The following is a 25,496-nucleotide window of genomic DNA, read 5'->3' on the forward strand; positions in this document are numbered from 1 at the left end:
GACTGGCGCGGGAATGAAAAAGGGACCCGAAGGCCCCTCAGTTTGCCATGGCGGCAACGGCGCGCGTCCCGGCGCTGGCGTCAGTGCTCGTGATGCAGATACTTTGCCTGGCGTGGCAAGCGCAGGCTGACCAGGAATGCGATGACCATCATGGCGGTCACGTACCAGTAGAACGTGTCCTCCTGGCCCGCCTTTTTCAGGGCCAGCGCCACGTATTCGGCCGTACCGCCGAACAGCGCATTGGCGATGGCATAGGCCAGGCCCACGCCCAGCGCGCGCACTTCGGGCGGGAACATTTCGGCCTTCACGATGCCGCTGATCGACGTGTAGAAGCTGACGATGGCCAGGGCCACGCAGATCAGCAGGCCGGCCATTTCGGGGCTCGACACCGTCTTCAGCGCGGTCAGGATCGGTACCGTGGCAATGGCGCCGAGCGCACCGAACAGCATCATGTTGTGGCGGCGGCCGATGCGGTCGGACAGCGCGCCGAACAGCGGCTGCATGCACATGTAGAGAAACAGGCAGACCGTCATCACGTAGCTGGTGGTCTTGATCGGCAGGTGGGCCGTGTTGACCAGGAACTTCTGCATATACGTGGTGAACGTGTAGAAGATCAGCGAACCGCCGGCGGTATAACCGAGCACCGTGAAGAACGCGGCCTTGTGGTGCCGGAAGATCTCGCTCACCGTGCCGGCGCCCTTGCTGTTGCGCTGCTGCGCGGTGGTGGTCTCATGCAGCGTGCGGCGCAGCAACAGGGCCACCACGGCAGTGATGGCGCCCACCACGAACGGGATGCGCCAGCCGTAGGACTTCAGTTGGGCTTCGGTCAGCATTTGCTCCAGCAGCACGATGACCAGCACAGCCAGCAGCTGGCCGCCGATCAGCGTCACGTACTGGAACGACGAGAAGAAGCCGCGTCGGCCCTTGAGCGCCACTTCGCTCATGTACGTGGCGGTGGTGCCGTATTCGCCGCCGACCGACAGGCCCTGCAGCAGCCGTGCCACCAGCAGCAGCGCCGGCGCCCAGTTGCCGATGGTCTCGTAGGTGGGCAGACAGGCGATCAGCAGCGAGCCGAAGCACATCATGACCACCGAGATCAGCAGCGAATTCTTGCGGCCGTTACGGTCGGCGATACGGCCGAACAGCCAGCCGCCGATCGGTCGCATCAGGAAGCCCGCCGCGAACACACCGGCAGTATTCAGCAGTTGTGCCGTGGGGTCGCCTTTCGGGAAGAAGGCCGGCGCGAAATAGATCGCGCTGAAGGCGTAGATATAGAAGTCGAACCACTCCACGAGGTTGCCCGACGACGCAGCCACAATGGCAAAGACGCGCTTTCTGGTTTCTTCGGGGGACGGTGCCGTGCCGTTGACGGCGGAGGAGGCGATGTCTGTCATAGGACCTTCTGTTCTTGACTTGGCGGCGGGGGCGCCGCTGGGGGATACGGACCAGGAGAGCGAGGTACGACGTGGACCGGCAAAACCGCCAGCCGGCCTGGGGCGTCGCAAATCCGGGCCCGTGTGCCCGCCTAGCGTAGCGCGGAACGGCCTGCCTCCCAAGGGGGGCGGCTTTCGCAATCGCCCTGGCCCTGTTGCAAATGCCTTGCCACCAGCGGTTTTGCGCCGCATTGTCCGATGGGCTGGAAAGAGTTTTTACAAAGCGCGCCCTCCCGGCATGAAAATCCGGGCGGGTGGCCGTCGCCGCCGGGCAAACTTGCGTGGGCCGCACGGCTGCGCAATCATGCAGGGCGATGCTGAACGCCGCGCCTTTCGACCCCTTGTCCATGACCAATCCGCGTCTCCTGCCCTTCCTGCTGGCACCTTTGCTGTGGCTGCCCGCCGCGGGCGTACTTGCCGAGGGCGATCCCAACCTCGTGCAGTGCCAGCGCATCAACCAGGCGCAATTGCGGACGGCTTCCGAGGAGACGCTGCTGTTCCTGCGCTGCCGTGCGCGGCAGATTTCCTATGACGCCCCCCGGCTCAAGGGCGTGACGCAGAAATTCCGGGATGACCTCGTGTTTTCCTGCCTCGACCAGGCCGACGAGATCGAGCACCAGCTGCGAGTGGGCCATGGTTACACCCGGGAAAAGCTGGCCCGGAAGAAATGTGACTAATAGGGCCGGTTTGCTAATTGTCAAATTATCTTGACGGTTCTGTCCAAGTTGGCGTGGATTGTCAAAATCGATGGTCGGCGTACCATTGGCGGCCATTGTTGTCGTACCGACTCACCCGGAGACTGTCATGGCCCTCGACGCCGAATCCTTTTCCCTGCTGCGCGCCTCGGTGCAGCGTTTCATCGATGAGCGCCTGAAGCCGGCCGAAGATATCCTTGAGGAACTCGATGACGTGCCGGCCGACATCGTGGCCGACATGAAGGAGATGGGCCTGTTCGGCATCTCCATCCCGGAAAACTACGGTGGCATCGGCCTGTCGATGTCGCAGGAATGCGATGTGGTCTATGACCTCGGCCATACGGCCTTCGCGTTCCGCTCAGTCTTCGGCACCAACGTGGGCATCGGCTCGCAGGGCATCCTGATGGAGGGCACCGAGGAGCAGAAGCAGACCTACCTGCCCAAGATCGCCAGTGGCGAGCTGGTCATCTCCTTCGCGCTGACCGAGCCGAACGCCGGTTCGGACGCCGCATCGCTGCAGACGCGTGCCGAGCTCGATGGCGACCACTACGTCATCAACGGCACCAAGCGGTTCATCACCAACGCGCCGCGCGCCGGCGCCTTCACGCTGATGGCCCGCACGGGCGGCCAGGGCGCCTCGGGCATTTCGTCCTTCATCGTCCCGGCCGACACGCCGGGCATCTCGCTGGGCAAGCCCGACAAGAAGATGGGCCAGCGCGGCACCAAGACGTGCGACGTGGTGCTGGAAAACGTGCGCGTGCCGGCTGCCAACATCATCGGCGGCGTGCCGGGCGTGGGCTTCAAGACGGCCATGAAGGTGCTGGACCGTGGCCGCCTGCATATCTCCGCGCTGGCATGCGGCATGGCACATCGGCTAATTACCGATGCCGTCGCCTACGCGAAGGAGCGCAAGCAGTTCGGCAAGCCGATTGGCGACTTCCAGCTGATCCAGGCCATGCTGGCCGACAGCCAGGCCGAACTGTACGCCGGCCTGTCGATGGTGCGCGATTGCGCGCAACGCTACGACGCCAAGCCGGCCGGCCAGAGCGACCCCGAAGTCAGCATGCTGGCGTCCTGCACCAAGATGTTCTGTACCGAAATGGTGGGCCGCGTGGCCGATCGCGCCGTGCAGATCCACGGCGGCGCCGGTTATATCGCCGAATACAAGGCCGAGCGGTTCTACCGCGACGTGCGTCTGCTGCGCCTGTATGAAGGCACCACGCAGATCCAGCAACTGATCATCGCCAAGCAGCTGCTGCGCGACTGATCCGGCTGACAGCAGCGGACCGACCCGAGGGGATAGGAGACAGGATGAGCAAGATCCAGGTTGCGGCCCCACAGGGGGCGGCCGCTGCAGACCACGGCGCGGTGCACCGGCTCCGGGCCGTGGTGGCCACGTATCGCACCACGCTGCAGGCCTACACGCTGGTCGTGTCGGCAGACACGCTGATGGCATTGTCAACCGGCCCCGAGCCGGCACATTCGGCGCGCGACTATCGCGCCCAGGCGCATCTGGACCGCCTTCACCACGCGGTACGCGATTGCGGGCTGGCGCTGCCCAGTGCCATCGTCGTGGCGGTGGCCGGCGGCACCATGCGCTGCGAATGCGACCATCTGTATTCGCTGGACCTCGATCCGCGCGCGGGCGACAGCCTGATCGTGCTCGATGGCTACGACCGCCTGGTCGAACTGGCCGATAGCGGGCGCGGACATATCAAGACGCTGGTCACGGCGGTACTGTGCTCCAACGTGACGACGGCTGCCGAGGCTCCCATGCCTGCCACGGAAGCCGACTGTGCGCTGATGCACGTCTCGGCGGCCGCACGCTGGGCCGGCGCCACGCGCGTCTGGCAATAAGTCCAACAGTTAGCCGGGTGGTCGTCCCGGCAGGCGGCCCGGTAGTCATTCCGGCACTCAGCGCGTCACCTGCCGTCAGGCGCTGACGCCACCCGATGATCCCGGCTCAGGCCCAGACCGCGTCGACGTCGCGGAGCAGATGGCCCGCCAGGATGTAGTCGCCAAGGCGCGTTGCCTTGGCTTCCAGATCCAGCAGGTCGCGGTCGGCCAGCAGGCCAAGGTCGAACTGGCAGTACAGGTTGCGCTGCCGGAACGTGGTCTTGGGCCTCCCCAGCCCTGCTTGAAGGGCTTCAGGTGTGCGGACGGCGACACTTTCCTGTCCGCGGTATTGCACCTTGATGCCGCGCTTCTCGCCAAGCCGGCCGAGTTCGATGGCGTCCTGCCATCCCGTCTCATAGTCCAGCTCAAGCCCAAGCGCCTGCTCCGAGGCCAGAAGCCTGAGGGCTTCCGCCTTGCTGCCAGCTCGCACAATTGACATCCACACCTCAAGTCTCAAGAAAGACTGTATAAATATACAGTGTTCGGTCGCTTGTCTCAAGGGTTCGTGAGGCGCCAGCGGCGCACACGGCCCCCGCAGCCCACGGCTCGGGGGCTGCGGGGCTTGTGGAGTTCAGGGCTTGCTGGCGTCCGGCGACGCGGCGGCAGCCGGTGCCCCGGCCTCGGCAGGAATCGCCGTCGGCGCCGTCGTACTCGCGCCGAAATCGCCGGCGAATGCTTGCGTCAGCATGGCCGGGCCCAGGTAGCGGCGGATCGCGGCGTTGACGGCTGCGGGCGTGGCCGTGCGGATGCCTTCCTCGATGGCCGCCGTGTGCGCCATGGTCCGGCCCAGGTACGCCTGATTGGCCAGCGCGCCGGCCAATGCGCCGTCGCGCGTGCGGCTGACCATGCCCTGCTGCAACAGGCCGCTGGCCGCCTCGGCCACTTCGCTGGCCGTGACGCCGTCGCGGACGAAGCGCGCCATTTCTTCGTCGACGGCCTTGCGCAGGCGGGGCAGGTTCTGCGGGGCATAGGCCGCCCACAGCCCAAACCGGCCCGCGCGGTCGAGCGCGCCGACCGTCAGTGAACTGGACACCCCATAGCTGATGCCGTCAAGCTGGCGCAGGCGGTCGGCCAGACGGCTGCGCATGCCGGTGCCGCCGAACACGCGGCTCGCGATCAGCATCAGCGGGTAGTCGGGCGAGTCGCTGACCAGGTCCACCGGTTGCGACGCCAGGTAGACCGCATTGGCCTTGCCCGGCGTGTCGAGCGTGAAGTCGGTGGGGGGAATCGCCACGAACGGCCGGTCCACCCGCTTGAACGGTACCTGGGCGCGCCAGTCGCCGAACAGGAATGCAGCTTGCCGGATGGCGTCATCGGCATCGAAATCGCCAACGATCGCCAGCTGTGCATGCTCCGCGCCATAAAAGCGCGCATGGAAATCGCGCAGGTCCGCGACCGATACGGCGCGCAGGTCGGCCACGCTTTCGTCGAACGTTGGCGTGTAGCGCGGGTCGCCGGGGGGATATGGATTGCCGTGGCGCCCCAGGGCATTCGGCGCCAGTGCGTTGGGCTGCTTGCGCTGGCTTTCGATGCCGGCCACGCTGCTGGCCCGCAGTGTTTCCAGTTCATTGCCGGGGAAGGTTGGCATGCGCAGCACGGTGCGCAGCAGCGCCAGCAGGTCGGGCAGGTATTCGCGCCGCGTGTCGAAGCGTACGGTGACCCGTTCGTCGCTGCCCGATATCGACACGTTGGCTTTCAGCGCCTCGAAGCGGTCGGCGATCTGCTGCCGTGTGAACGCGCCGGCGCCGCGGTCGAGCATGGCGCCCGTCATGGACCCTACCGCGTTCTTGCCCTGCAGCGCCTGCAGGTTGCCGATGTGCAGGACCAGGGTGCCGTTGACTGCGCCGCCCCGCGTGGGCTTGGGCAGCAAGGCAAGCTGCATGCCGTTGGGCAGCGTCTGGCGCACGGTATGGGCGTCGATATTGGCCGGGGTTGGATCGAAGGCGGCCACGGCCTGCGCCGCCGGCTTGCCCGTGTAGTGCTGGGTCAGCGCGGCCAGGTCGGGCGCGGCGGGGATGGCGGCCAGCTGTGGCTTGTCTCCCGGCACGAATTCGCCCACCGTGCGGTTGGCCGGGCGGAAGTAGTTTTCGGCCACGCGCTGCACGTCGGCCCGGGTGGTGGTCTCCACGCGGTCGCGGTTGATGAAGAACAGCCGCCAGTCGCCCTTGGCAATGGCACCGGACAGCGCCACGCCGTAGGCGGCCGGATCGTTCAGCGTCTTCTCGTAGCCATTGCGCAGCCGCACCCGGGCGCGCTCCACTTCCTCGTCGGTGACAGGCTGCGTCGCGACGCCCTCCACCGTGGCGATCAGCGCATCGCGCACAGGCTCGATCGGACGATCCTTGCTGGTGCCCGCCGCAAACTGGATCACCCCCGGGTCCTTCATCGACGTGAAGAACGACCCCTGCCACGCGGCCTTGCGGGTGTCCACCAGGCTGCGCTCGAGCCGGCCACCCGGCGTGTCCGCCAGGATCACTGCCAGCATGTCCAGCGCGGTGATGTCGGGGTGCGCGCCCGGTGCCACGTGATACATCGCCGACACGATGCTGCTGTCGCCCGGACGCACCAGGGTCAGCTCGCGCGCGCCTTCCTGGGCCGGCTCGACCGTGTACTCGGACGGCAGCACGCGCGTCGGACGCGGAATCGCGCCAAAAGCCTGTTCGATCCGTGCAAGCGTGCGCGCCGGGTCGAACTGCCCCGTGACCACCAGCACGGCGTTGTCGGGCTGGTAGTAGCGGCGATAGAACGCCTGGAGGTTGTCGATGCCCACGCGCTCCACGTCGCTGCGCGCGCCGATCACCGCCTTGCTGTAGTTGTGCCAGCGGTAGGCGGCCGCGTACATCTGCTGCTGCAGCATACGCATGGGATTGTTCTCACCAATCTCCATTTCATTGCGCACCACGGTCATCTCGCTGTCCAGGTCCTTGCGCGCCACGAAGCTGTTGACCATGCGGTCGGCCTCCATGCGCAGGGCCCAGTCGAGGTTGTCCTCGCTGGCCGCGAAGGTCTCGAAGAAATTGGTACGGTCCTGGTTCGTGGTGCCGTTGTACTGCATGCCGCGCCGCGCGAATTCGGTCGGAATGGTCTTGCCCGGCAGCGACGGCGTGCCCTTGAACAGCAGATGTTCGAGCAGGTGCGCCATGCCCGTTTCGCCGTAGTTTTCATGGCGGCTGCCGACCAGATAGGTGATGTTGACCGTGGTGGTGGGCTGGGCGTCGTCCGGTGCCAGCAGGATGCGCAGTCCGTTGGGCAGCCGGTATTCGGTGATGCCTTCGACGGTCGTGACGGGTGTGGCGCGTGCCACCGGTGCGGCGGCCGGGGGCGCAGCCAGCGGACCCGTCCGCGCCGCGTGGACGACGGGGACGCTCAGGCCGCAGACGATGGCCATGGCAATGCCGGCGATTCGGGTCATGCCGGCAGCGGGACGACGACGGTTCATGCAGACTCCAGAGGCGGCATGCAGCGCCGCAGGTGAGCAGATTCTAGCCTCAGCGGCGTGCCGTGCAACGCGGCCGACCGCACTTTCAGAATCGGGCGCAAAGTGACGTCGCCCTTCCTTCAGAACGGCTTCAGGCGGATGTCCGATTCCAGCGCATTCAACCCGCCGCACTGGCGTAGGATGCATGCCATGGAACTCGATCCCGACACCTGCTACAAGGCCGTTGCATCACACGACCGCCGCTTCGACGGACGCTTCTTCGTAGGCGTGTCGTCCACGGGCGTGTATTGCCGGCCGATCTGCGCGGTGCGCACGCCGAAGCGCGAAAACTGCACGTTCTACGAGTCCGCGGCGGCCGCGGAAAAGCATGGCTTCCGGCCGTGCCTGCGCTGCCGGCCGGAACTGGCGCCGGGCCATGGGCTGGCAGATATCTCCGGACGGCTGGCGCAGGCCGCTGCCACGCTGATCGACGAGGGCTTCATGGCCGGTGCCGGCGTGGCGCAACTGGCCGCGCGCATCGGCGTGACCGAGCGCCATCTGCGCCGGCTGTTCGATGCCGAGTTCGGCGTGTCGGTGCATGAATATGCGCAGACGCAGAAGCTGCTGCTGGCCAAGCGCCTGCTGACCGATACCGTGCTGCCCGTGACCGAAGTGGCGCTGGCGGCCGGGTTTGGCAGCGTGCGCCGCTTCAATGATGTGCTCAAGGAACGGTATGGCCTGACGCCACTGGCGATGCGCAAGCGCGCGGCCGACGGCATGGCGGATCGCCTGGTTTTCGAACTCGGCTATCGTCCGCCGCTGGCCTGGGCCGAATGGCTCCAGTTCCTGGCCGTGCGGGCCGTTGACGGCATCGACCAATGCCACGCCGGCGTCTACACGCGCTCGATCGCCATCGACGCGGGCGGCCATCGGCACCTTGGCTGGGTGCGGCTGGAACACGTGCCGAAGCGAACGGTGGTGCGCGTGACGCTGTCCGGTTCGCTGGCGCACGTGATTCCGCAGGCGCTGGGCAAGGTGCGCCGCCTCTGCGATCTGGGCTGCCGGCCCGATATCGTTGATGCGCATCTGGGCGAGCTTGCTGCCGGCACGCCGGGCATGCGCCTGCCGGGCACGTTCGACGGGCTGGAAATTGCGGTGCGGGCCATCGTCGGACAGGTGATTTCAGTGGTCCAGGCGCGCCGTATCCTGGCGCGGCTGGTGCGCATCGCGGGCGAGCCGTTGCCGCCGCAGGCGCTGGCCGGCCTGGTGAATCCGGCCGATGCCACCGAGGCGGTGCCCGTGACCCACGCCTTCCCGACCCCCCAGGCGCTGGCCACGCTGCCCGATGCCGATTACCAGGCGGCCGGCGTGTCGGTGCCGAAGATCCGCGCGATCCGGGTCCTGGCAAGGCAAGTGGCGGCCGGGGAGATCCGCCTCGATCCGCACGCGGCACCTGAGGACACCGTGGCGCGGCTGTGCGCGATCGACGGGATCGGCGACTGGACGGCGCAGTACGTGGCCATGCGGGCGCTAGGCTGGCCCGATGCGTTTCCGGGTACCGACTACGCATTGCGCAAGGTGCTGGACGTCAGCACCGTGCGGGCGATGCAGGTCAGGACTGCGCAATGGGCGCCGTGGCGCGCCTATGCGGCGATCCACCTGTGGCATCGCTACGAGCAGATCAAGGACGCTGCGCAGACGCCGGGCACCGGCGCCGACCGCATCGACATCCAGGACAGCAACATCAAGGACAGCGAGGAAGCCGCAGCATGAACAGTTATCAGATCATCGACAGCCCGCTGGGCAATATCCTGCTGCGCGCGCAAGACGGCCTGCTGACAGGCGCGTTCTTCGCCGGGCAGAAGTACCACCCCGGCCAGGCCAGCGCCACGGCGCCGGCATCCGACGCCGACGCGCGCGTGCTGGCGCAGGCGGCGGAACAACTCGACGCCTACTTCGACGGCCGGCTGCACACGTTCACCGTGCCGATCCGGTTTTCCGGCAGTGCGTTCCAGCAACGGATCTGGCAAGCCCTGTGCGACATCGAATTTGGCGAAACTTCGACGTACGGACAACTGGGTGCCGGCCTTGGCCTGCCGCCGAGCCATTCACGTGCGGTGGGCGGGGCGGTGGGGCGCAATCCGCTGTCGGTCATCGTGCCGTGCCATCGCGTGCTGGGCGCGTCAGGGTCGCTGACCGGCTACGCCGGCGGGGTCGATCGCAAACGCGCGCTGCTGGGCCTGGAGGGCGTGCCGCAAGCGGCCGAGGTGGGCAATGGTCTGGGCGAGGCCGGCCACGCGCGGGCGGGCCAGGCTGTGTTGGCGCTCTATTGAACGGTGTCGCGGCTTTTCATCGCGATCGACATACCGGCCGCGCTGGCGCAAGCGCTGCTGCAAACCCTGCCGGTCCATCGCGATATCCGGCCCACGCCAGCCGCGCAGTTGCATCTGACGCTGCGCTTTCTGGGCGACTGCGATGCAGCGGTCACGACGGCCATCGCGCAGGGGCTGCGGGGCGTGGCCGTCGAGCCCATGGTGCTGCAGATCCTTGGCGTCGGGCGTTTTCGGGGCCGGCAGGGGTCGATCCTCTGGGCCGGGCTGGCCGAATCGGCGCCTTTGCAGGGTCTGGTCGATCAGATCAGCGCCGTGCTGGAAGCCCACGGCATCGCGCCCGATGCGCGTCGCTTCCGCCCGCATCTGACCCTGGCGCGCTGCCGTCCGGGCGTGCCAGAGCCGCTGCTGCGCGATTGGCTCGGCGCATTCCGCGACCTGGGGGCGCCGCCGTGGCACGTCGATCGTTTCCTGCTCTACGAGAGCTTTCTTGGCAAGGACGGCGCGCGGCATGTCGTGCGCGACACGTATCGGGCGGTCAGCCCAGGTTGCTGACGCCCAGCGCCACCCCCAGCCCGCATAGCGTGGTGCCGATGGCCCGGTCCAGCAGCCGCTGGCGCCGCAGCATGGCCGCGCGCAGTGCCGGCGAGCCGAAGCACCACGCGACGATCCCGAACCAGACCAGGTGCGCCAGCGACATGAACAGGCCGTAGCCGAACTGCGCCGCCAGCGGGGTATGGGGACTGACCACCTGCGTATAAGTGCTGACCACGAACAGCGTGGTCTTCGGGTTCAGCGCATTGGTCAGAAAGCCCATGCGGCATGCCGCTGCGCCGGAAATGGCTGGCGCGGCCGTGGTGTCCACCGTGATCGCCTTGCGATTGCACAGCGTCCGGATACCGATCCACACCAGATAGCCGGCGCCCAGCAGCTTGATGATCGACAGCACGCCATGGGCGTGGGCAATCAGCAGCGACACGCCGAACATCGTATAGGCCACATGCACCTGCACGCCCAGCGCGATACCCAGCGCGCACAGCAGGCCGGTGCGCCGGCCGAAAAGATAGCTGTTGCGGGTCACCATGGCGAAGTCCGGCCCAGGGCTGATCACGGCAAGGACGGTGATGGTGGCGACGGCGCCAAGTTCGGCAAGCGATGTCATTTCAGGTCAGTTTTCGTTGTGGATAGCGGCGGCCGGGGGACGCGTGGCAGGCACGATTCTGTCTCGCAGAAATGGGTACGCAAAGCGATTTATACTGGCGCAATTCCATGAGTAAAACTGACTGATCGCATGGCTTCGATGCACTGGCTGGGCTGGGTCCGCTTTTTCGAGGCGGCGGCGCGGCACCAGAATTTCGCCCGCGCGGCCGAAGAGCTGCACCTGACGCACGGCGCGATCAGCCGCCAGATCCGGCAGCTGGAAGACGCGCTGGGCGTGCCCCTGTTCGAGCGGCGCAACCGGGCGGTATTCCTGACCGAGGCCGGCCAGACGCTGCATGCGGCGGCCACGCAGTCGATGGATTTGCTGGCGGCGGCAGCCGAACGCATCCGTGCGCCGACGCCGGGCGCGGCGCTGGTGCTGTCGTGCGAGCCCACCATCGCCATGCGCTGGCTGATCCCCCGGCTCGGCCGCTTTTCGGCGGCCCATCCGGGCGTTCCGCTACACCTGATGACGGCCGGTGGCCCCGTGGACTTTGCCGCGCAAGGCATTGATGTTGCACTGCGGCGTAACGATTTTGCGTTCGATCCGCGCTGGCACACCCGCGAACTGGCGCCCGAGCGCGTTGGTCCGGTCTGCCGTCCGGATCAGGCGGCGTCGGGGCTGGCCGACGCGGTCCGGCTGCATACCCGTACGCGCCCCGATGCCTGGCAGCGATGGGCGCGCAGCGCCGGGGTGGCCCTGCCGGGCGCGCCCGACGGGCCCGGCAGCCAGCGCGACACCTGGTATGAACACTTCTACCTGAGCCTGCAGGCCGCCGCTGCCGGGTTGGGCTGGGCCGTGGCATCGGAATGGATGGCCGCCGACGAACTGGCCGATGGCCGGCTGACCGCGCCACAGGGATTCGTCCCCGACGGGTCCGCGTACTACCTGATATCGCCCGTGCCGTTTGCCAGGGACCCGCGCCGCGAGGCCCTGTTGCACTGGCTGCGTGCCGAGCTGGCGCGGGCGCCCGTGGGGCCAGCGGACGCGCCGGCCCGGCAATGAACAACGCTGCACCCACCGTGGGTTTGCGGCGCCGAAAGCGTAGCGGAAGCTACCCCACCGAAGTCGGTTCCTAAAGTTACGTCGTATTTTGCCGAAGGCCATGGCATATGCTTGCGCCGCTTGGGTGGCGCGCTTACCATGCGGCGGCTGGCGCGCCGCGCGCTGACAGATCCATTGCCCGCCCGCCCCGGCGATCCGCGGCGCAACCACTATTAGACGTAGCGTATTCCATGAGTCTTCAAGATCCCCGCGGGCCGCAGGCAGGCCAATCCTTGTCTCAGTTCGAGGGCGAGTCCGACGAGCGGGACGCTGCGCAGTCGGATGAACGCTACCGGCTGACGCACAGTTCGCAGATCGGCACGGTGCTGCGCGACATGGCGTGGCAGAAATGCCTGCTGAACGTGCGCTCGCGCAATGGCTCCGAGATCGTGACGTCGATCCTGCACGTCGATCCAGCCAACAAGACGTTCATTTTCGACTGGTGCCGCGCCGATGGCGAACGTCAGGCGTTGATGGGGTCGGACCAGAATGCCTTTTCCGGCCTGCTGCGCGGTGTACCGGTGAACTTCGTGGTGGGCACGCCCGGTGCCACGCGCTTCGAGGGCGGCCCGGCCTTTATCGCCGACTTCCCCGAAAAGCTCTATCACTTCCAGCGCCGCCGCCATTTCCGTGCGCGCACGCTGCTGACCAAGGGCTATCGCTGCGAGGTCGTGCTGCCGGCGTCGGCCGACAAGTCCACGCTGCAGCTCGATATCGCCGATCTTTCGCTGTCCGGCGTGGGCCTGCGTTCGCGCCAGGTGGGCGCCGACCAACTGCCGGTGGGCACGGTCATCAAGAAGTGCCGCCTCGATTTTGCCGAGCTGGGTCGCCTGGAGCTTGACATGCAGGTGGTTGGCCACTGGCTGGTCGGGTTTGACGACAACACCGTCCACCACTACGGCTGCGCGTTCCTGAATCCGGACGGCCGCATGGAAAACTTCCTGCAGCGCCTGGTGTTCCAGCTGGAACTGGCGCACCGGGGCTGAGCCCCGGCGGGTTCGTCAGCTTCCGACCAGCTTGCCGATTGCGGCTGCCGCCTCGCGCATGGGGCCGAGCAGCCGCGCGATCATCTCGGATTCCGACACCTTGTTGGCCTTCACGCTCACGCTGATGGCCGCCACCACCATGCCCGTCTGGGCGCGCACCGGCACGGCAATCGCCCGCAGGCCCGGTTCCAGTTCCTCGTCGATCAGCACATAGTCCAGTTCGCGCGCGCGCTGGAACGCCGCTTCCAGCTCCGGCCGCGACACCTTGGTCAGCAGCGTGCGCGGGCGCAGCTCGGCATGTTCGAAGAACGCTTCGAGCACGGCGTCGGGCTGGTGGGCCAGCAGCAGGCGGCCCGTGGACGTGCAATAGGCCGGCAAGCGGCTGCCCATGCCCAGCGCGTGGGTCAGCACGCGATGCACCTCGGAGCGCACCAGGTACAGGATGTCGATGCCGTCCAGGATGGCCAGCGCCGACGTCTCGTGGACGCGCGCGCTCAGCGTGTCGAGGATGGGCTGCGCCGACGACACCAGCGAGGTCGACGAAAAATAGGCATGTCCCAGGTGCAGCACGCGCGGCCGCAGCGCAAAGTGCCCGTCCTGCTGGCTCACGTATCCCAGTTGCTCCAGCGTATAGAGACAGCGCCGCACCGAGGCGCGCGACAGTTGCGTGCGCTGGGCCACTTGCGAGATCGTCAGCGGCCGCTTGCGCTCGGAGAAGGCCTCCAGCACCGTCAGGCCGCGCGCCAGCGACAGCATGAAGTTCGGATCCCCGGCAAAGCTGTTGAGAATATCGGCCGGCGGATGGGCGGCGCGGACGGTGTCGGCCTGGGCTGGCTTGAGATGGATGGGATGGGGGGCGTCCATGGCGGGGGCGATGCGCTGTTCGATAATCGCGCATCTTAACGCTCCGGCACGTAGATTGCCGAATTTCGGACAAAAAAATGTCGCCGATTGGAGCGGCGACCGGGGAAGGGGGTGTCAAGAGGACGGGGGTCCCACCGACATCGTCGAGTATAGAGAACCGCACAGAGACATTACATACAACTAAGGTGGGGGTTCGGTACGCCGCACTTTGTGGCACGGTCTGCGGCGCAGTCGCCATGCGTGCGGCCCCGCTCCACGGCTGGCTACGGCTTGCCCAGGAACAGGTAGAACGCGTAGTGGCCGCCGGCCGCCCGCCCGTAGGCGAGGTAAAGCGGGCCGATCGGGCTGTCCACGCCCAGGAACAGCGACCCCGATTTCAGCGCCCCGGTGGGGCTGCCCGCGACCAGCGGCGCGCCGACCCGCCCAATTTCCGCCGACGCCCCGGCGTAGACGCCTTCCAGCAGCGTCTGCTTGACGAGCTTGTTGTAGTAGACCAGCCGGGCGAACTGGATATTGCCGCCGATCAGCTGCCCCGTGCTGTAGCCGGACTGCTGCAGGAAGCCGCCCCACTGGAACAGGTCGTAGCGGGGCAGCCCCGGGCCGCCGATATTGCTGCCGGCGCGGATGCCCAGGTTCACCGTGCTGCTGCCAAACGAATACGCGCCGGTCGCCGTCAGCTCGCCCTTCGTGTAGGTATCGGTGGCGCCCATGCTGGCCTGCGACGAGAACACGTTGATCGATCCGCCATAGCCAAAACGCGGAAAGTTGATGCTGTCCAGCTGATCGAACAGCAGCCGGCCCGTGATGGCCCGCCGCTGCACGTCGCTGCCGGCGGCCGGCGCCAGCGATTCCGGGCCGGTGGACAGCGACACGTTCTGATGCCCGATCACCACGCCCAGCCGGGCTTCGCCGTACTTGGTGAACTGGCTGCCCACATCGAACGCGAAATCGGTGCGGCGCAGGTCGTACTCGGCGATCTTGCTGTCGCCGCTGAACACGTTGACCGGCCGCCGTTCCAGTTCGATGCGCGGCGCCACGAAGAACAGCTGGCGCGTATCGAGCGGCTGGTAGAACTCGCTGACCAGGCTCGATGTCTGCCCCACCTGCACGTCGTTGCGCCATTCGGCGCCGAGCGAATTGAGCCAGGTGCGGCGATAGCTGGCCAGCAGGTTGAAGAAGGCGTTGCCACGGAAGTCCGAACTCAGGCCCAGCCCGAAGCGCAGGTAGTCGGGACCGTAGCTCTTTTCGACGGCATCCACGTTCAGCACCCGCTTGCCCGGTTCCTCCAGGAAGCGGTAGTTCACATGCTCGAAATCGCCGGTGCCGAACAGGCGCCGCATGTCGCGGTCCAGCGTGGCCTGTGTGATCGGCTCGCCGGGCCGGGTTTCCATGGTGGCGGCCGCAAAGGCGGGGTTGACGCGATCCAGCGGGGCGAAGCGGATCTCGTCGACCGGGCGCAGGTCGGGCGGCGGCAGGGCGCGCTGCGCGACGCGCAGGGCGGCGTATTTGTCTTCCGGCAGCGACAGCGCCGACAGCCGGTCGGCCACGCGCTGGGCGGCCGCTTCGCCGATGGGGATGGTCTTGGGCAGGTGGTTGAAGTCGCCCGCCGAGAAATCGCCCAGGGCCGGTTCGATCAGGATGTCGGCCGGCTTCAGCGACGCCAGCGACGTGCGCACGTTCTGCTCGGTCAGGATATTGAGCATCTGCCCGGTCACGCCGATCAGCGAGGTCAGTTCCTCGCGCTTCATCAGCGGCGTGCCCAGGTTCACGGCGATGACGATGTCGGCGCCCATGGCGCGGGCCACGTCCACGGGCAGGTTATCGGTGAGCCCGCCATCGACCAGCAGCTTGCCTTCGTACTCGGTGGGCGCCACCGCGCCGGGCACCGACATGCTGGCGCGCATGACATTGGCCAGTTCGCCCTCGCTGAAGACCACCGGCGTGCCGGCCACCAGATCGGTGGCCACGGCGCGGTAGGGAATCGGCAGCGAGTCGAAATCGCGATAGCCAGGCGCATTGGCCAGCTGGCGCAGCACGGTTTCGAGCTGCACGCCCGATACGGCCCCCTTCGGCAGCAGCAGGCCGTCCGACCGTACCCCGATCTCGGGCGTCACCAGGTTGGTGTGATCCTCGATCTTGCGCCGGATGGCCAGGTCCTGGCGCGGCGGCCGTTCCTTGAACAGCGCATCGGTCGACAGGCCGCCGACGAGCTTTTCCATATCGGCGGTGCTCATCCCCGTGGCGTATGCGCCGCCGACCAGCGATCCCATGCTGGTACCGGCGATGCAGTCCACCGGCACGCGTAGCGACTCCAGCACCTTCAGCACCCCGATATGCGCCGCCCCGCGTGCCCCGCCGCCGGACAGCACCAGGCAGATGCGGGGCCGCCCGTCCGGATGTGGCGGCAGCGCGGGGCGGGTGACAGGTTGGTCGGGCGTGGCGGGAGTCAGTACCGGCGGGGCGGTGGGGGCCGGATTGGGCGGCGGCAATAGCGCGCGGCCCGCGTCGGCCGCGATGGCGGCGGCGCAGGCCAGCATGGCCGCCAGGCCTGCGGCGGACCGATGCAATGCGGAAATGACGCGCGTGGCAGTGACCATGGCAATAGGCAGTCCGCCGTGTACCGGTTCGGCGCACCACACTATCAGCAGCGCCCAGCCCGGCACAGCCTTGTCGAAACAATTCAATATCGCCCCGGTTTCCTGCATATCAGGGATTGCCTCGGCGTGCATTGGACCAAAGACCCTGATCGGGCGGGCGTCATATACTGGCGCGGTTCTGTTCTTCCAATGTCTTGCCGTGTCCGCCGCCGAATCTGCCACCGATTCCTTCCCGCCGCCCGACGATCCCAAGCCGCTGCCGCCCGAGCGCCCCGGCGACAACGAGTGCTGCCAGAGCGGCTGCGATCCGTGCGTGTTCGACTTCTACAACGATGAGATGGACCGCTACCGGCAGGAACTGAAGGCTTGGGAAGCGCGCCAGGTCGGGCGCGTCAAGGTGGATCGGTGAGCCACGCCGCATACCGCGACGACGGGGACGACGGCGGCGCGGCGCTGCGCGACTTTGTCGAACGCCATCCGCGGCTTTTCGTGCTGACGGGCGCCGGTATCAGCACCGATTCGGGCATTCCGGGCTACCGCGACGAACAGGGGCGTTGGCAGCGTTCGGCGCCGATGACGATCACGGCGTTCCTGAGCGGGCACCCGGCGCGCCAGCGTTACTGGGCCCGCAGCATGGTGGGCTGGCCCGTGGCGGACGCCGCGCAGCCGAATGTCAGCCACCGGGTGGTGGCGCGTCTGGGCGATGCCGGGCGCGTGGCGGGACTGGTCACCCAGAACGTGGACGGCCTGCACCAGCGCGCGGGCAGCCGCGATGTGACCGAACTGCACGGCAGCATTGGCCACGTCGTGTGCCTGTCGTGCGCGACCCGGTATCGGCGTGCCGATATCCAACGCTGGCTGTGGCTGCACAATCCCGATTTCCGCGATGTATCGGCGCTGCCGGCGGCCGATGGCGACGCGCATCTGGAGTCGCCGCTGTTCGACAATTTCGCGGTGCCGGACTGCGAGCGTTGCGGCGGGGTGCTCAAGCCGGACGTGGTGTTCTTCGGCGAATCGGTGCCGCGCGACCGCGTGGACGCGGGCCGCCAGGCGCTGGATATGGCCGATGGCATGCTGGTGATCGGTTCGTCGCTGACGGTGTTCTCGGGCTACCGCTTCTGCCTGTGGGCCGTCGAGCGCGGACTGCCGATCGCGGCGCTGAACCTGGGCACCACGCGGGCCGATCCGCTGCTGGCCTGCAAGATTTCCGCCCCGATCGGGCCGGCCCTGGCCGCGCTGGCAGCGTCGCTGGGGCTCGAAGCCGATTGACCTCGCGCGCCGGCACGGCTAGCATCTGACCGTTGCCGGCGCACTTGCGCTGCCCTTGCTGCTGCAAGGCTGACCCCCCGATCTACCGATCACCCCATGACGCCCCGAGCCATCGCCACCATCGCTGTTGCTGCCGCTGCCGCCGAACCGTGCGGCCTGCCAGCGCGCGAGCGCGGTCTGCTTGGTGCCGGTCCTGTCGCGCCTCCCCCGTTCGCGCCGCCCATGGCGCCTCCGACGGCGCCCCCTCGCGGCTGATTTCCGCCGCTTTTTGTCCCCGGCTTTCCTGATGGATCACGTGCCGACGCCTGCCGCGTCAGCACGCGCCGGGGCCTGCGTGGTTTCGACAGGACCCAATCATGACTTTCCAGAAAGATGCCGTGGCGGCAGGGGCTGCCACGCAAACGCGTGCGCGCCTGCTGGCCGCACATGGCGCCACCCCGCTGTTCGTGCTGCTGTGGAGCGGCGGCGCGATCTTCAGCCGCTGGGGCCTGGCGCACGCCTCGCCCTTTGCCTTCCTGACGCTGCGCTTCGTGATCGCGCTTGGCGTGCTCGCGTCGATCGGGGTGCTGCGGCGCCGCCTGCTGCCGGCCGCCGGTACCCGTGGCCGCGTCGCGCTGGCGGGCGCGCTGATGATCGGCGGCTATTCGGTCTGCTACCTGCTGGCGCTGGATTCCGGCATGACGCCGGGCGTGCTGGCCACGGTGCTGGGCGTGCAGCCGATCCTGACGCTGCTGTGGTGGGAGCGGCGCGTGTCGCCGGTGCGGCTGGCCGGACTGGTGCTGGCGCTGGGCGGGCTGGTCACGATCGTGGCCGACAGCCTGCTGGCGGCGCGGCTGTCGGCCGGCGGCTGGGTTTGCGCACTGGGTGCGCTGGCCTGCATGACAAGCGGCGCCGTCTGGCAGAAGGGTGTGAAGCAGGCGCCGATGGAGGTGCTGCCGCTGCAATACACCGTGGCGCTGCTGATGTGCCTGGCCTGCCTGCCGTTCCAGCCGTTCCGGTTCGAAGCGGTGTCCGGCTTCTTCGTGCCGCTGCTATGGATGGGGATCGTGATCTCGGTGGTGGCCACGCTGCTGTTCTACCGGCTGATCCAGCGCGGCAATCTCGTCAACGTCACCAGCCTGTTCTATCTGGTGCCGGCGGCCACCGTGCTGCTGGACTACCTGTTCCTCGGCAATCGTCCCGCGCCGCTGGCGCTGGTCGGCATGGTGGCGATACCGGTGGGCCTGGCGCTGGTGTTCCGGCCCGCGCGCTAGCGCGGGAATGGCGCCGGATCAGCGCAGATCGACCTTCACGCTGATGCCGCCGGGCGTCACGGTAATGGCGCCCGGCTGCACATCCTTGCCGTTGAAACGTAGTTCCTCGGGCTTGAACGTGTAGAGCGGATAGTCCTTGAGCAGCTGTTCGGCCACCACGGCGCCGATGGCGTTGAGCTGCTGCGTGTACTGGCTCATGCCCTGCACCTGCACGTCCTGCACGGTGGGATTGTCCAGCAGCACGGCGCGGCGCGTGGGGTCGTACTTCACACCGCTGTTCAGCGACATCGTGCCGTTGACCGGCGGCGCCGGCAGGATCGTGTTGGACATGACCGCGTCCATCTGCGTGGTCACGCGGTTGGTGGCCTGGTCGAGCACCAGGCGTGGATTCGACAACTGGACGCTGACCAGCTCGCCATAGCGCAGGGTGGTCGGAAACTTCTTGTCCACGGCGCTCTGCAGTTCGGCCTTGGTGAAGGTGTACTCGCCGGTCCAGACGTTGTAGCCGGCGTGGGCCGTGCCAAGTGCCGTGGCGGCGAGGGCCATGGCCAGGAATCGTCGCATGTGGCGAACGGGGCGCGAAGGCTGGGCGGTCAGGGGCATGGATGCGGAATGGTCTGTCGATAGCCGGTGTGACCCGGCCATCGGGATGATCGTTCCGGATTGTGCCTCATGCGCCGCCTCTGCTTCAGTAGTGCGGCGGGATCTCGTGTTGGGGGTTGCCTTCCGCGCCCGAAGCTGCGGCGGCGCGCACCTGCTGATAGAGCGCACGGAACTGGGCCTGCAGCAGGTCCAGCTGCTGCTGCTGGCGGGCAACGGTCAGGTTGAGCGTCTCGATCAGGTCTTCCTGGAAGGCAACCTTGATTTCGAGATCGGTCAGGCGGGATTCCATCAGCGATTCTCCGGTTGGGTGCGGCATTGTAGGGGATGCTACGACCTTGCCCAGCCGGAGTCCGATGGATCAGCGGCGCGCCGCCGTTATTCCTTGGGCGCGACCAGCACCATCCACGTGATGCCGAACTTGTCGGCCACCATGCCGAAGCGCTCGCTGAAGAACGTGGGCGCGGCCGGCATCACCACGTGGCCGCCCTGCGACAGTGCGCCGATGGTCTTGTCCACCTCGGCCGCGCTGGCCACCGTGATCGACAGCGCAAAGCCCTTGAACTCGGCCTGGCCCTTGTTCTCGCCGTCGGACCCCATGATCGTGGTATCGCCAATCTGCAGGGCCATGTGCATGACCTTGTCGCCGCTGACGGCGGCCGGGCCGCAGCCAGGGCCCGCGTCGGGCGGGGCATCCTTGAAACGCATCAAGCCTTCCACCTTGGCACCGATGGCGGTCTTGTAGAACTCGGCCGCTTCCTCTGCGCGACCATCGAAAAACAGGTACGACTGGACTTTCGAAGACATCGACATCTCCTGCTGGGTTGGGCCCGGCAGCCCCGGGCGTTGTGCGGAAGCGGCGCTTGTGTACGCCGTCCACAATAGACTAGACGACGGTCTGTACGATGTCCACATTTATTTTCGGCCGCCGCGCGTTTGGCGCTGACGCCGTGCCATGTCACAATTCAAGGTTACGAGTTTCGGGCGCCGGACCGGCTCGCCGCACGGCCTGATCGTGCGGGGGCGCCCCAAGAGCCGACAAATTCACCTGGTTTTCTGGCGATGACTACCATCCTGCAGCACATTCCTTCCGGCCAGCGCGTCGGTATCGCATTCTCGGGCGGCCTGGACACCAGCGCCGCGCTCCTCTGGATGCGTCAGAAGGGCGCCATTCCCTACGCCTACACCGCCAACCTGGGCCAGCCGGACGAGCCGGACTACGACGACATTCCGCGCCGTGCCATGGCCTACGGCGCCGAAGCCGCCCGCCTGGTGGACTGCCGCGCCCAACTGGTGGCCGAAGGCATTGCCGCGCTGCAGTGCGGTGCGTTCCACATCTCCACCGCCGGCGTGACGTACTTCAACACCACGCCGATCGGCCGTGCCGTGACCGGCACGATGCTGGTGGCCGCGATGAAGGAAGACGGCGTCAACATCTGGGGCGACGGCAGCACGTTCAAGGGCAACGACATCGAGCGTTTCTACCGCTACGGCCTGCTGACCAACCCGGGCCTGCAGATCTACAAGCCGTGGCTGGACCAGCAGTTCATCGACGAACTGGGCGGCCGGGCCGAAATGTCGGAATTCATGCGCCAGCACGGCCATGCGTACAAGATGTCGGCCGAAAAAGCCTACTCGACCGATTCGAACATGCTCGGCGCCACGCACGAGGCCAAGGATCTGGAGCACCTGGATTCGGGTATCCGCATCGTCCAGCCGATCATGGGCGTGCAGTTCTGGCGCGACGAAGTGGAAGTGAAGCGCGAGGAAGTGACCGTGCGCTTCGAGGAAGGCCAGCCGGTGGCGCTGAACGGCAAGACGTTCGCCAATGCCGTGGACCTGTTCATGGAAGCCAATGCCATCGGCGGCCGCCACGGCCTGGGCATGAGCGACCAGATCGAGAACCGCATCATCGAGGCCAAGAGCCGCGGCATCTATGAAGCCCCGGGCCTGGCGCTGCTGTTCATCGCCTACGAGCGCCTGATCACCGGCATCCACAACGAAGACACCATCGAGCAGTACCGCGACAACGGCCGCCGCCTGGGTCGTCTGCTGTACCAGGGCCGCTGGTTCGACCCGCAAGCCATCATGCTGCGCGAAACCGCACAACGCTGGGTGGCAGGCGCCGTCACCGGCGAAGTGACCATCGAACTGCGTCGCGGCAACGACTACTCGATCCTGAACACCACCTCGCCGAACCTGACGTACAAGCCCGAGCGCCTGACGATGGAAAAGGGCGAGTCGATGTTCACGCCGCTGGACCGTATCGGCCAGCTGACGATGCGTACGCTCGACATCGTCGACACGCGCGAGAAGCTCCAGACGTATGCCAAGACCGGCCTGCTGTCGTCGCAGACCAGCGCCGCGCTGCCCAAGCTCGAAGACTGAGCCTCCGCCGCGGCCGCAACGGCACGCGGAAACAGAAAACCGGCACGCGCAATCGTGCCGGTTTTTTTATGGCTCAGAACAGTTGCGCGTCATCGATGGCTGCCGCCATGGCCGCGTAGCCCTGGTCGCCCGGGTGCAGGTGATCACCGCTGTCGAACGCCGGCAGCAGGCGTTCGGGGTGGGCCGGATCGCGCACGGCAGCGTCGAAATCGGCTACCGCGTCGAACGTGCCGCTGGTGCGGATCCAGTGATTCACGCGCTGGCGCAGGGCCTCTTTCTCCGGCGAGAAATAACCCTGGATCGGGCTGCCATCGAGCGCGCCCGCAAAGGGCGTGATGGTGGCGCCGATCACGCGCACGCCGCTTGCGCGGGCCTGCGCGGCCAGCTTGCGGTACCCGCCGGCGAGGTCGTCCACGGTCGGCAGCTTGCGGTCTGGTGCAAAGGTCGAGCCGGGCCAGGCGATATCGTTGATGCCCAGGGCCACCACGACGCTGCGCACCTGCGGCACGGCCAGCACGTCATGCCCGAAACGGGCAAGGCCCGATTCGCCCATGCCGTCGCGCAGCAACTGGCCGCCCGAAATGCCGGCATTGAGGACGGCGGCGCGCTGGTGCGCCAGCCGGTTCGCCAGCTGGTCGGGCCAGCGGCGGTCGGCATCCGGTGTCGCACCATTGCCTTCGGTGATGGAATCGCCGATGGCCACGACGGTGGGACGCGGCGCCGGCGTTTCGACTTCGATGGCGGCCAGAAGGATGCGTGCCTGGAACGTGCGTGCCTCGCGCATCGCCGGCTGGCCCGCCGGTCTGGCCAGATCGACCTGACTGACCTGATCGACCTGATTGCCCGGCGCGATGTATGCCGTCTGTCGGCCATCCCAATGGAACGATCCCAACGTCGTGGACCGGGGCAGGTAGAGGCTGACGGTCACGGTATCCAGCGCCGGCGCGTCGAGGTCCACCGCATCGCTCGTCACCCTGCCGCCGGCCGGCACGGACACCGCGGCGCGGCCCGCGAATGTGACCGGGCGCCCGAGGCGGGCCGCCATGCCATACATGCCCGCCGCTTCAACGTGGACGGCCTGCCGGCCATACCGGTTCGACAGCACCAGCCGCACGCGTCGGCCGCCCGCGCTGATGCGCACGCGCTGCACGACCGTGGCGTCGTGGATCGCTTCGGGCAAGCCCGTGGGCAGCGGCTGGGCGCCTGGGGCCCAGACCGGCTGCTGGCTGGCCATCCAGGTGGTGGCCCAGGTGGCGGCGTGGGCGGCGTCGGCCGGGGCCTGCCCGGCCAGTCCCGCACCGGAAAGCAGGCTGCCGGACATCGCCATCGCACGAATCCATGATGTTGAGAACATCGTTGACTCCTGAAGTAAGGGAGAGGCCAATGTCACTCATTCCGATCCTTGCAGGTAGCTGGCAGAATGGCATATCACTCATGCCAATTCAGAATGAGCTGTCATGGATACCCTCAAGGCAATGCGCGTCTTCGCACGGGCAATGGAACTGGGCAGCCTGTCGGCGGTGGCGCGCGAACTCGGCACATCGCAACCCACCGTCAGCAAGACCGTGGCCGCGCTGGAGGCAGACCTCGGCGTCCGCCTGATGGAGCGCACGACCACGCGGCTGACCCCCACCGAAGCGGGCCGCCGGTTCTACGCGCAGGCGCTGACCGTACTCGACGCCTATGGCGAAGCCGTGGGCGAGGCGCGCGGCCTGGCCGACCATCCATCCGGCCGGATCATCGTCAGCGCGCCGGTCAGCCTGGGCGTGCTGCGGCTGAACGCGCTGGTGCTGGAATTCCTGCAGGCCTTTCCCGATGTCGATGTCGATCTGCGCTTCGACGACCGCTTTGTCGATCTGGTTGAGGCCGGCGTCGATGTGGCGCTGCGCCTCGGTGCGTCGCTGCCGCCCAACGTGGTGGCGCGTCGCATCGCCGTATCGCCACGCATGCTTGTGGCCGCGCCCGGCTATCTGGCAGATCATCCGCCGCTGCGGCAGCCGGCCGACCTGGTCGGCCATCGGTTGCTGCGCTTCACGTGGCTGGCGGCTGGCGAAGACATCGTGCTGACCGATGCACGTGGCCGCGCCGCCAGTGTGGAGGCGACGTGCCGCTATCGCGTCAACAACTCGCTGGCCATGCGCGAGAGCTTTCTGGCCGGCGCCGGGCTGGGCTTGACGCCGGCCTGGCTGGTGCAGGACCTGCTGGACCGTGGCGATCTGGTGCCCGTGCTGCCCGGCTGGCATGGCCCGCCGCAGGAGGCGTTCCTGGTCTATCCGTCGCGCCGATACCAGCCGGCCCGCACGCGCGCCTTGCTGGCGTTCCTGACCGAGCGTCTGCCGGCGCTGCCCGGTTTTACCCCGGCCGATACATAGCAGACAAGCGAGCCGGCGCTGCAAGCCGCGCCGCAACGCGGCACAATGCGCGATGCCGGCCCGGATGGATCTCAGGGCCGCTTGCCTTTTCTGCTTCGGCTTCGCTAATCGGGGAACCTCGTCATGCCAGATTTCACCATGCAGTACCGCCGCCTGGGCGTCAGCAACCTGAACGTATCCACCCTGTGCCTTGGCACGATGATGTTCGGCGACCAGACCGATGAAGCCGAGGCCGGCCGCATCGTTGCCAGCGCCCGCGCGCACGGCGTCAACTTCATCGATACGGCCGACGTGTACACCAAGGGCGCGTCCGAATCGATGGTGGGCCGCCTGCTGCAAGGGCAGCGGCACGACTGGGTGCTGGCCACCAAGCTCGGCAATGCGATGGGCAGCGGGCCGAACCAGCAGAATTACTCGCGCAGCTGGATCCTGCGCGAGGTGGAAGACAGCCTGCGCCGGCTGGATACCGACTTCATCGACATCCTCTACCTGCATCGCGACTTCGCCGGCGCCAACCTGGAAGAGCCGGTACGCGCGATGGGCGACCTGATACGCGCCGGCAAGATCCGCTACTGGGCGGTGTCCAACTTCCGCGGCTGGCGCATTGCCGAGGTTGCCGCGCTGTGCGACAAGCTGGGCGTGCCGCGTCCGGTCGCATGCCAGCCGTACTACAACCTGCTGAACCGCATGCCCGAAGTGGAAATCCTGCCGGCGTGCCAGCATTTCGGCCTGGGCGTGGTGCCCTACAGCCCGATCGCGCGCGGCGTGCTGACGGGCAAGTACCTGCCAGGCCAGGCGCCCCAGGCGGACACGCGCGCCGGCCGGGCGGACCGCCGCATGATGGAAACCGAATTCCGCGAAGCGTCGCTGGTCATCGCGCAGACGCTGAAGGCGCATGCCGAAGGCCGCGGCCTGACGCCGGGCCAGTTCGCCACCGCCTGGGTGCTGGCCAATCCGATCATCAGCTCGGTCATCGCCGGCCCGCGCACGCTGGCGCAGTTCGAGGACTACTTTGGTGCAGTGGGGGCGGCCATTTCGCCGCAGGAAGAGGCGATGATCGACGACCTCGTGCCGCGCGGCCATGCATCCACCCATGGCTACAACGACCCGAACTATCCGTTCGGCGGACGTCCTGTCACTGCCGCCTGAA

General features: G+C 67.4%; 24 protein-coding genes. 14 read left to right on the top strand and 10 right to left on the bottom strand.

Going from position 1 to position 25,496, the window contains the following annotated elements; translation table 11 throughout:
• Nucleotides 1-80: 80 nt before the first annotated feature.
• The gene (locus tag AC3G88_RS23910) at nucleotides 81-1,394 is read right to left on the bottom strand and encodes an MFS family transporter (RefSeq protein ID WP_153948642.1); all 1,314 of its coding nucleotides are present in this window, start codon (nucleotides 1,392-1,394) and stop codon (nucleotides 81-83) included.
• Between the two features lie 386 nt (nucleotides 1,395-1,780).
• On the opposite strand from AC3G88_RS23910, the gene AC3G88_RS23915 reads away from it, so the two are divergent.
• The 3 genes from AC3G88_RS23915 (at nucleotide 1,781) to AC3G88_RS23925 (ending at nucleotide 3,985) form a co-directional block, all read left to right on the top strand.
• Nucleotides 1,781-2,110 (top strand): hypothetical protein, encoded by a 330-nt coding sequence (locus AC3G88_RS23915; RefSeq protein ID WP_488774093.1) that lies wholly within the window; start codon nucleotides 1,781-1,783, stop codon nucleotides 2,108-2,110.
• Between the two features lie 127 nt (nucleotides 2,111-2,237).
• Nucleotides 2,238-3,395 (top strand): acyl-CoA dehydrogenase family protein, encoded by a 1,158-nt coding sequence (locus AC3G88_RS23920; RefSeq protein WP_488774092.1) that lies wholly within the window; start codon nucleotides 2,238-2,240, stop codon nucleotides 3,393-3,395.
• 44 nt (nucleotides 3,396-3,439) lie between these two features.
• Entirely contained in the window at nucleotides 3,440-3,985 is a 546-nt protein-coding gene (locus tag AC3G88_RS23925; protein ID WP_488774091.1) for a hypothetical protein, read from the top strand.
• Between the two features lie 106 nt (nucleotides 3,986-4,091).
• Here the strand turns inward: AC3G88_RS23925 and AC3G88_RS23930 are convergent, their stop codons facing one another.
• Nucleotides 4,092-4,463 carry a PHA-granule associated protein 4 gene (locus AC3G88_RS23930; RefSeq protein ID WP_153948640.1) on the bottom strand — a complete coding sequence of 124 codons (372 nt, stop codon included), beginning with the start codon at nucleotides 4,461-4,463 and terminating at the stop codon, nucleotides 4,092-4,094.
• A gap of 132 nt (nucleotides 4,464-4,595) precedes the next feature.
• Complete coding sequence (locus AC3G88_RS23935) at nucleotides 4,596-7,463, bottom strand: M16 family metallopeptidase (protein ID WP_488774090.1); 2,868 nt, start codon at nucleotides 7,461-7,463, stop codon at nucleotides 4,596-4,598.
• 189 nt (nucleotides 7,464-7,652) lie between these two features.
• Here AC3G88_RS23935 and AC3G88_RS23940 point away from each other — a divergent pair, with 189 nt between their 5' ends.
• Genes AC3G88_RS23940 through thpR form a run of 3 tightly spaced genes read left to right on the top strand, consistent with a single transcriptional unit; the run spans nucleotide 7,653 to nucleotide 10,327 of the window.
• Entirely contained in the window at nucleotides 7,653-9,215 is a 1,563-nt protein-coding gene (locus AC3G88_RS23940; protein ID WP_488774089.1) for a DNA-3-methyladenine glycosylase 2 family protein, read from the top strand.
• On the top strand, nucleotides 9,212-9,775 hold the full coding sequence (locus tag AC3G88_RS23945) for a methylated-DNA--[protein]-cysteine S-methyltransferase (protein ID WP_488774088.1): 564 nt from the start codon (nucleotides 9,212-9,214) through the stop codon (nucleotides 9,773-9,775). Before AC3G88_RS23940 ends, AC3G88_RS23945 begins: the two co-directional genes overlap by 4 nt.
• Nucleotides 9,776-9,778: 3 nt before the next feature.
• Entirely contained in the window at nucleotides 9,779-10,327 is a 549-nt protein-coding gene (gene thpR, locus AC3G88_RS23950) for an RNA 2',3'-cyclic phosphodiesterase (RefSeq protein WP_488894061.1), read from the top strand.
• Here thpR and AC3G88_RS23955 read toward each other — a convergent pair.
• Entirely contained in the window at nucleotides 10,311-10,934 is a 624-nt protein-coding gene (locus tag AC3G88_RS23955) for a LysE family translocator (RefSeq protein WP_488894062.1), read from the bottom strand. The two genes, thpR and AC3G88_RS23955, sit on opposite strands and share 17 nt — an antisense overlap.
• A 138-nt stretch (nucleotides 10,935-11,072) precedes the next feature.
• On the opposite strand from AC3G88_RS23955, the gene AC3G88_RS23960 reads away from it, so the two are divergent.
• Both AC3G88_RS23960 and AC3G88_RS23965 read left to right on the top strand, forming a co-directional pair.
• Entirely contained in the window at nucleotides 11,073-11,978 is a 906-nt protein-coding gene (locus AC3G88_RS23960; RefSeq protein ID WP_488774160.1) for a LysR substrate-binding domain-containing protein, read from the top strand.
• Between the two features lie 230 nt (nucleotides 11,979-12,208).
• A complete protein-coding gene (locus AC3G88_RS23965) occupies nucleotides 12,209-13,003 on the top strand; it encodes a flagellar brake protein (protein ID WP_153948635.1) in 795 nt (264 codons plus the stop codon).
• Nucleotides 13,004-13,018: 15 nt separating this feature from the next.
• On the opposite strand, the gene AC3G88_RS23970 is transcribed toward AC3G88_RS23965, so the two are convergent.
• On the bottom strand, nucleotides 13,019-13,867 hold the full coding sequence (locus tag AC3G88_RS23970) for an IclR family transcriptional regulator domain-containing protein (RefSeq protein WP_488774085.1): 849 nt from the start codon (nucleotides 13,865-13,867) through the stop codon (nucleotides 13,019-13,021).
• Between the two features lie 263 nt (nucleotides 13,868-14,130).
• Nucleotides 14,131-16,464 (bottom strand): patatin-like phospholipase family protein, encoded by a 2,334-nt coding sequence (locus AC3G88_RS23975; protein ID WP_488774084.1) that lies wholly within the window; start codon nucleotides 16,462-16,464, stop codon nucleotides 14,131-14,133.
• 70 nt (nucleotides 16,465-16,534) lie between these two features.
• Here AC3G88_RS23975 and AC3G88_RS23980 point away from each other — a divergent pair, with 70 nt between their 5' ends.
• The 3 genes from AC3G88_RS23980 to AC3G88_RS23990 all read left to right on the top strand — a co-directional run bounded on the left by AC3G88_RS23980 (nucleotide 16,535) and on the right by AC3G88_RS23990 (nucleotide 18,986).
• On the top strand, nucleotides 16,535-16,873 hold the full coding sequence (locus AC3G88_RS23980; protein ID WP_488894063.1) for an oxidoreductase-like domain-containing protein: 339 nt from the start codon (nucleotides 16,535-16,537) through the stop codon (nucleotides 16,871-16,873).
• Nucleotides 16,870-17,733: an NAD-dependent protein deacetylase gene (locus AC3G88_RS23985; RefSeq protein ID WP_488774082.1), complete on the top strand. Its 864-nt coding sequence runs from the start codon at nucleotides 16,870-16,872 to the stop codon at nucleotides 17,731-17,733. Before AC3G88_RS23980 ends, AC3G88_RS23985 begins: the two co-directional genes overlap by 4 nt.
• Before the next feature lie 356 nt (nucleotides 17,734-18,089).
• The gene (locus AC3G88_RS23990; RefSeq protein ID WP_488774081.1) at nucleotides 18,090-18,986 is read left to right on the top strand and encodes a DMT family transporter; all 897 of its coding nucleotides are present in this window, start codon (nucleotides 18,090-18,092) and stop codon (nucleotides 18,984-18,986) included.
• An 18-nt stretch (nucleotides 18,987-19,004) separates the two neighbouring features.
• Here the strand turns inward: AC3G88_RS23990 and AC3G88_RS23995 are convergent, their stop codons facing one another.
• The 3 genes from AC3G88_RS23995 to AC3G88_RS24005 all read right to left on the bottom strand — a co-directional run bounded on the left by AC3G88_RS23995 (nucleotide 19,005) and on the right by AC3G88_RS24005 (nucleotide 20,393).
• On the bottom strand, nucleotides 19,005-19,532 hold the full coding sequence (locus AC3G88_RS23995; protein WP_488774080.1) for a DUF1439 domain-containing protein: 528 nt from the start codon (nucleotides 19,530-19,532) through the stop codon (nucleotides 19,005-19,007).
• Between the two features lie 142 nt (nucleotides 19,533-19,674).
• Entirely contained in the window at nucleotides 19,675-19,878 is a 204-nt protein-coding gene (locus tag AC3G88_RS24000; protein WP_488774079.1) for a SlyX family protein, read from the bottom strand.
• 86 nt (nucleotides 19,879-19,964) lie between these two features.
• Nucleotides 19,965-20,393: a VOC family protein gene (locus AC3G88_RS24005; protein ID WP_400396000.1), complete on the bottom strand. Its 429-nt coding sequence runs from the start codon at nucleotides 20,391-20,393 to the stop codon at nucleotides 19,965-19,967.
• Between the two features lie 255 nt (nucleotides 20,394-20,648).
• On the opposite strand from AC3G88_RS24005, the gene argG reads away from it, so the two are divergent.
• Nucleotides 20,649-21,974, top strand: coding sequence for an argininosuccinate synthase (argG, locus tag AC3G88_RS24010; RefSeq protein ID WP_153948628.1), 1,326 nt, complete (start codon nucleotides 20,649-20,651; stop codon nucleotides 21,972-21,974).
• Nucleotides 21,975-22,047: 73 nt separating this feature from the next.
• Here argG and AC3G88_RS24015 read toward each other — a convergent pair whose 3' ends face one another.
• Nucleotides 22,048-23,328, bottom strand: coding sequence for an SGNH/GDSL hydrolase family protein (locus AC3G88_RS24015; RefSeq protein ID WP_488774078.1), 1,281 nt, complete (start codon nucleotides 23,326-23,328; stop codon nucleotides 22,048-22,050).
• A 103-nt stretch (nucleotides 23,329-23,431) separates the two neighbouring features.
• Between AC3G88_RS24015 and AC3G88_RS24020 the strand changes: the two genes are divergently transcribed.
• Nucleotides 23,432-24,346, top strand: coding sequence for a LysR family transcriptional regulator (locus AC3G88_RS24020; RefSeq protein WP_488774077.1), 915 nt, complete (start codon nucleotides 23,432-23,434; stop codon nucleotides 24,344-24,346).
• A 123-nt stretch (nucleotides 24,347-24,469) separates the two neighbouring features.
• Entirely contained in the window at nucleotides 24,470-25,495 is a 1,026-nt protein-coding gene (locus AC3G88_RS24025) for an aldo/keto reductase (RefSeq protein WP_488774076.1), read from the top strand.
• Nucleotide 25,496: the final 1 nt, after the last annotated feature.

The sequence above is a fragment of the Cupriavidus sp. 86D6 genome, from assembly GCF_057815095.1.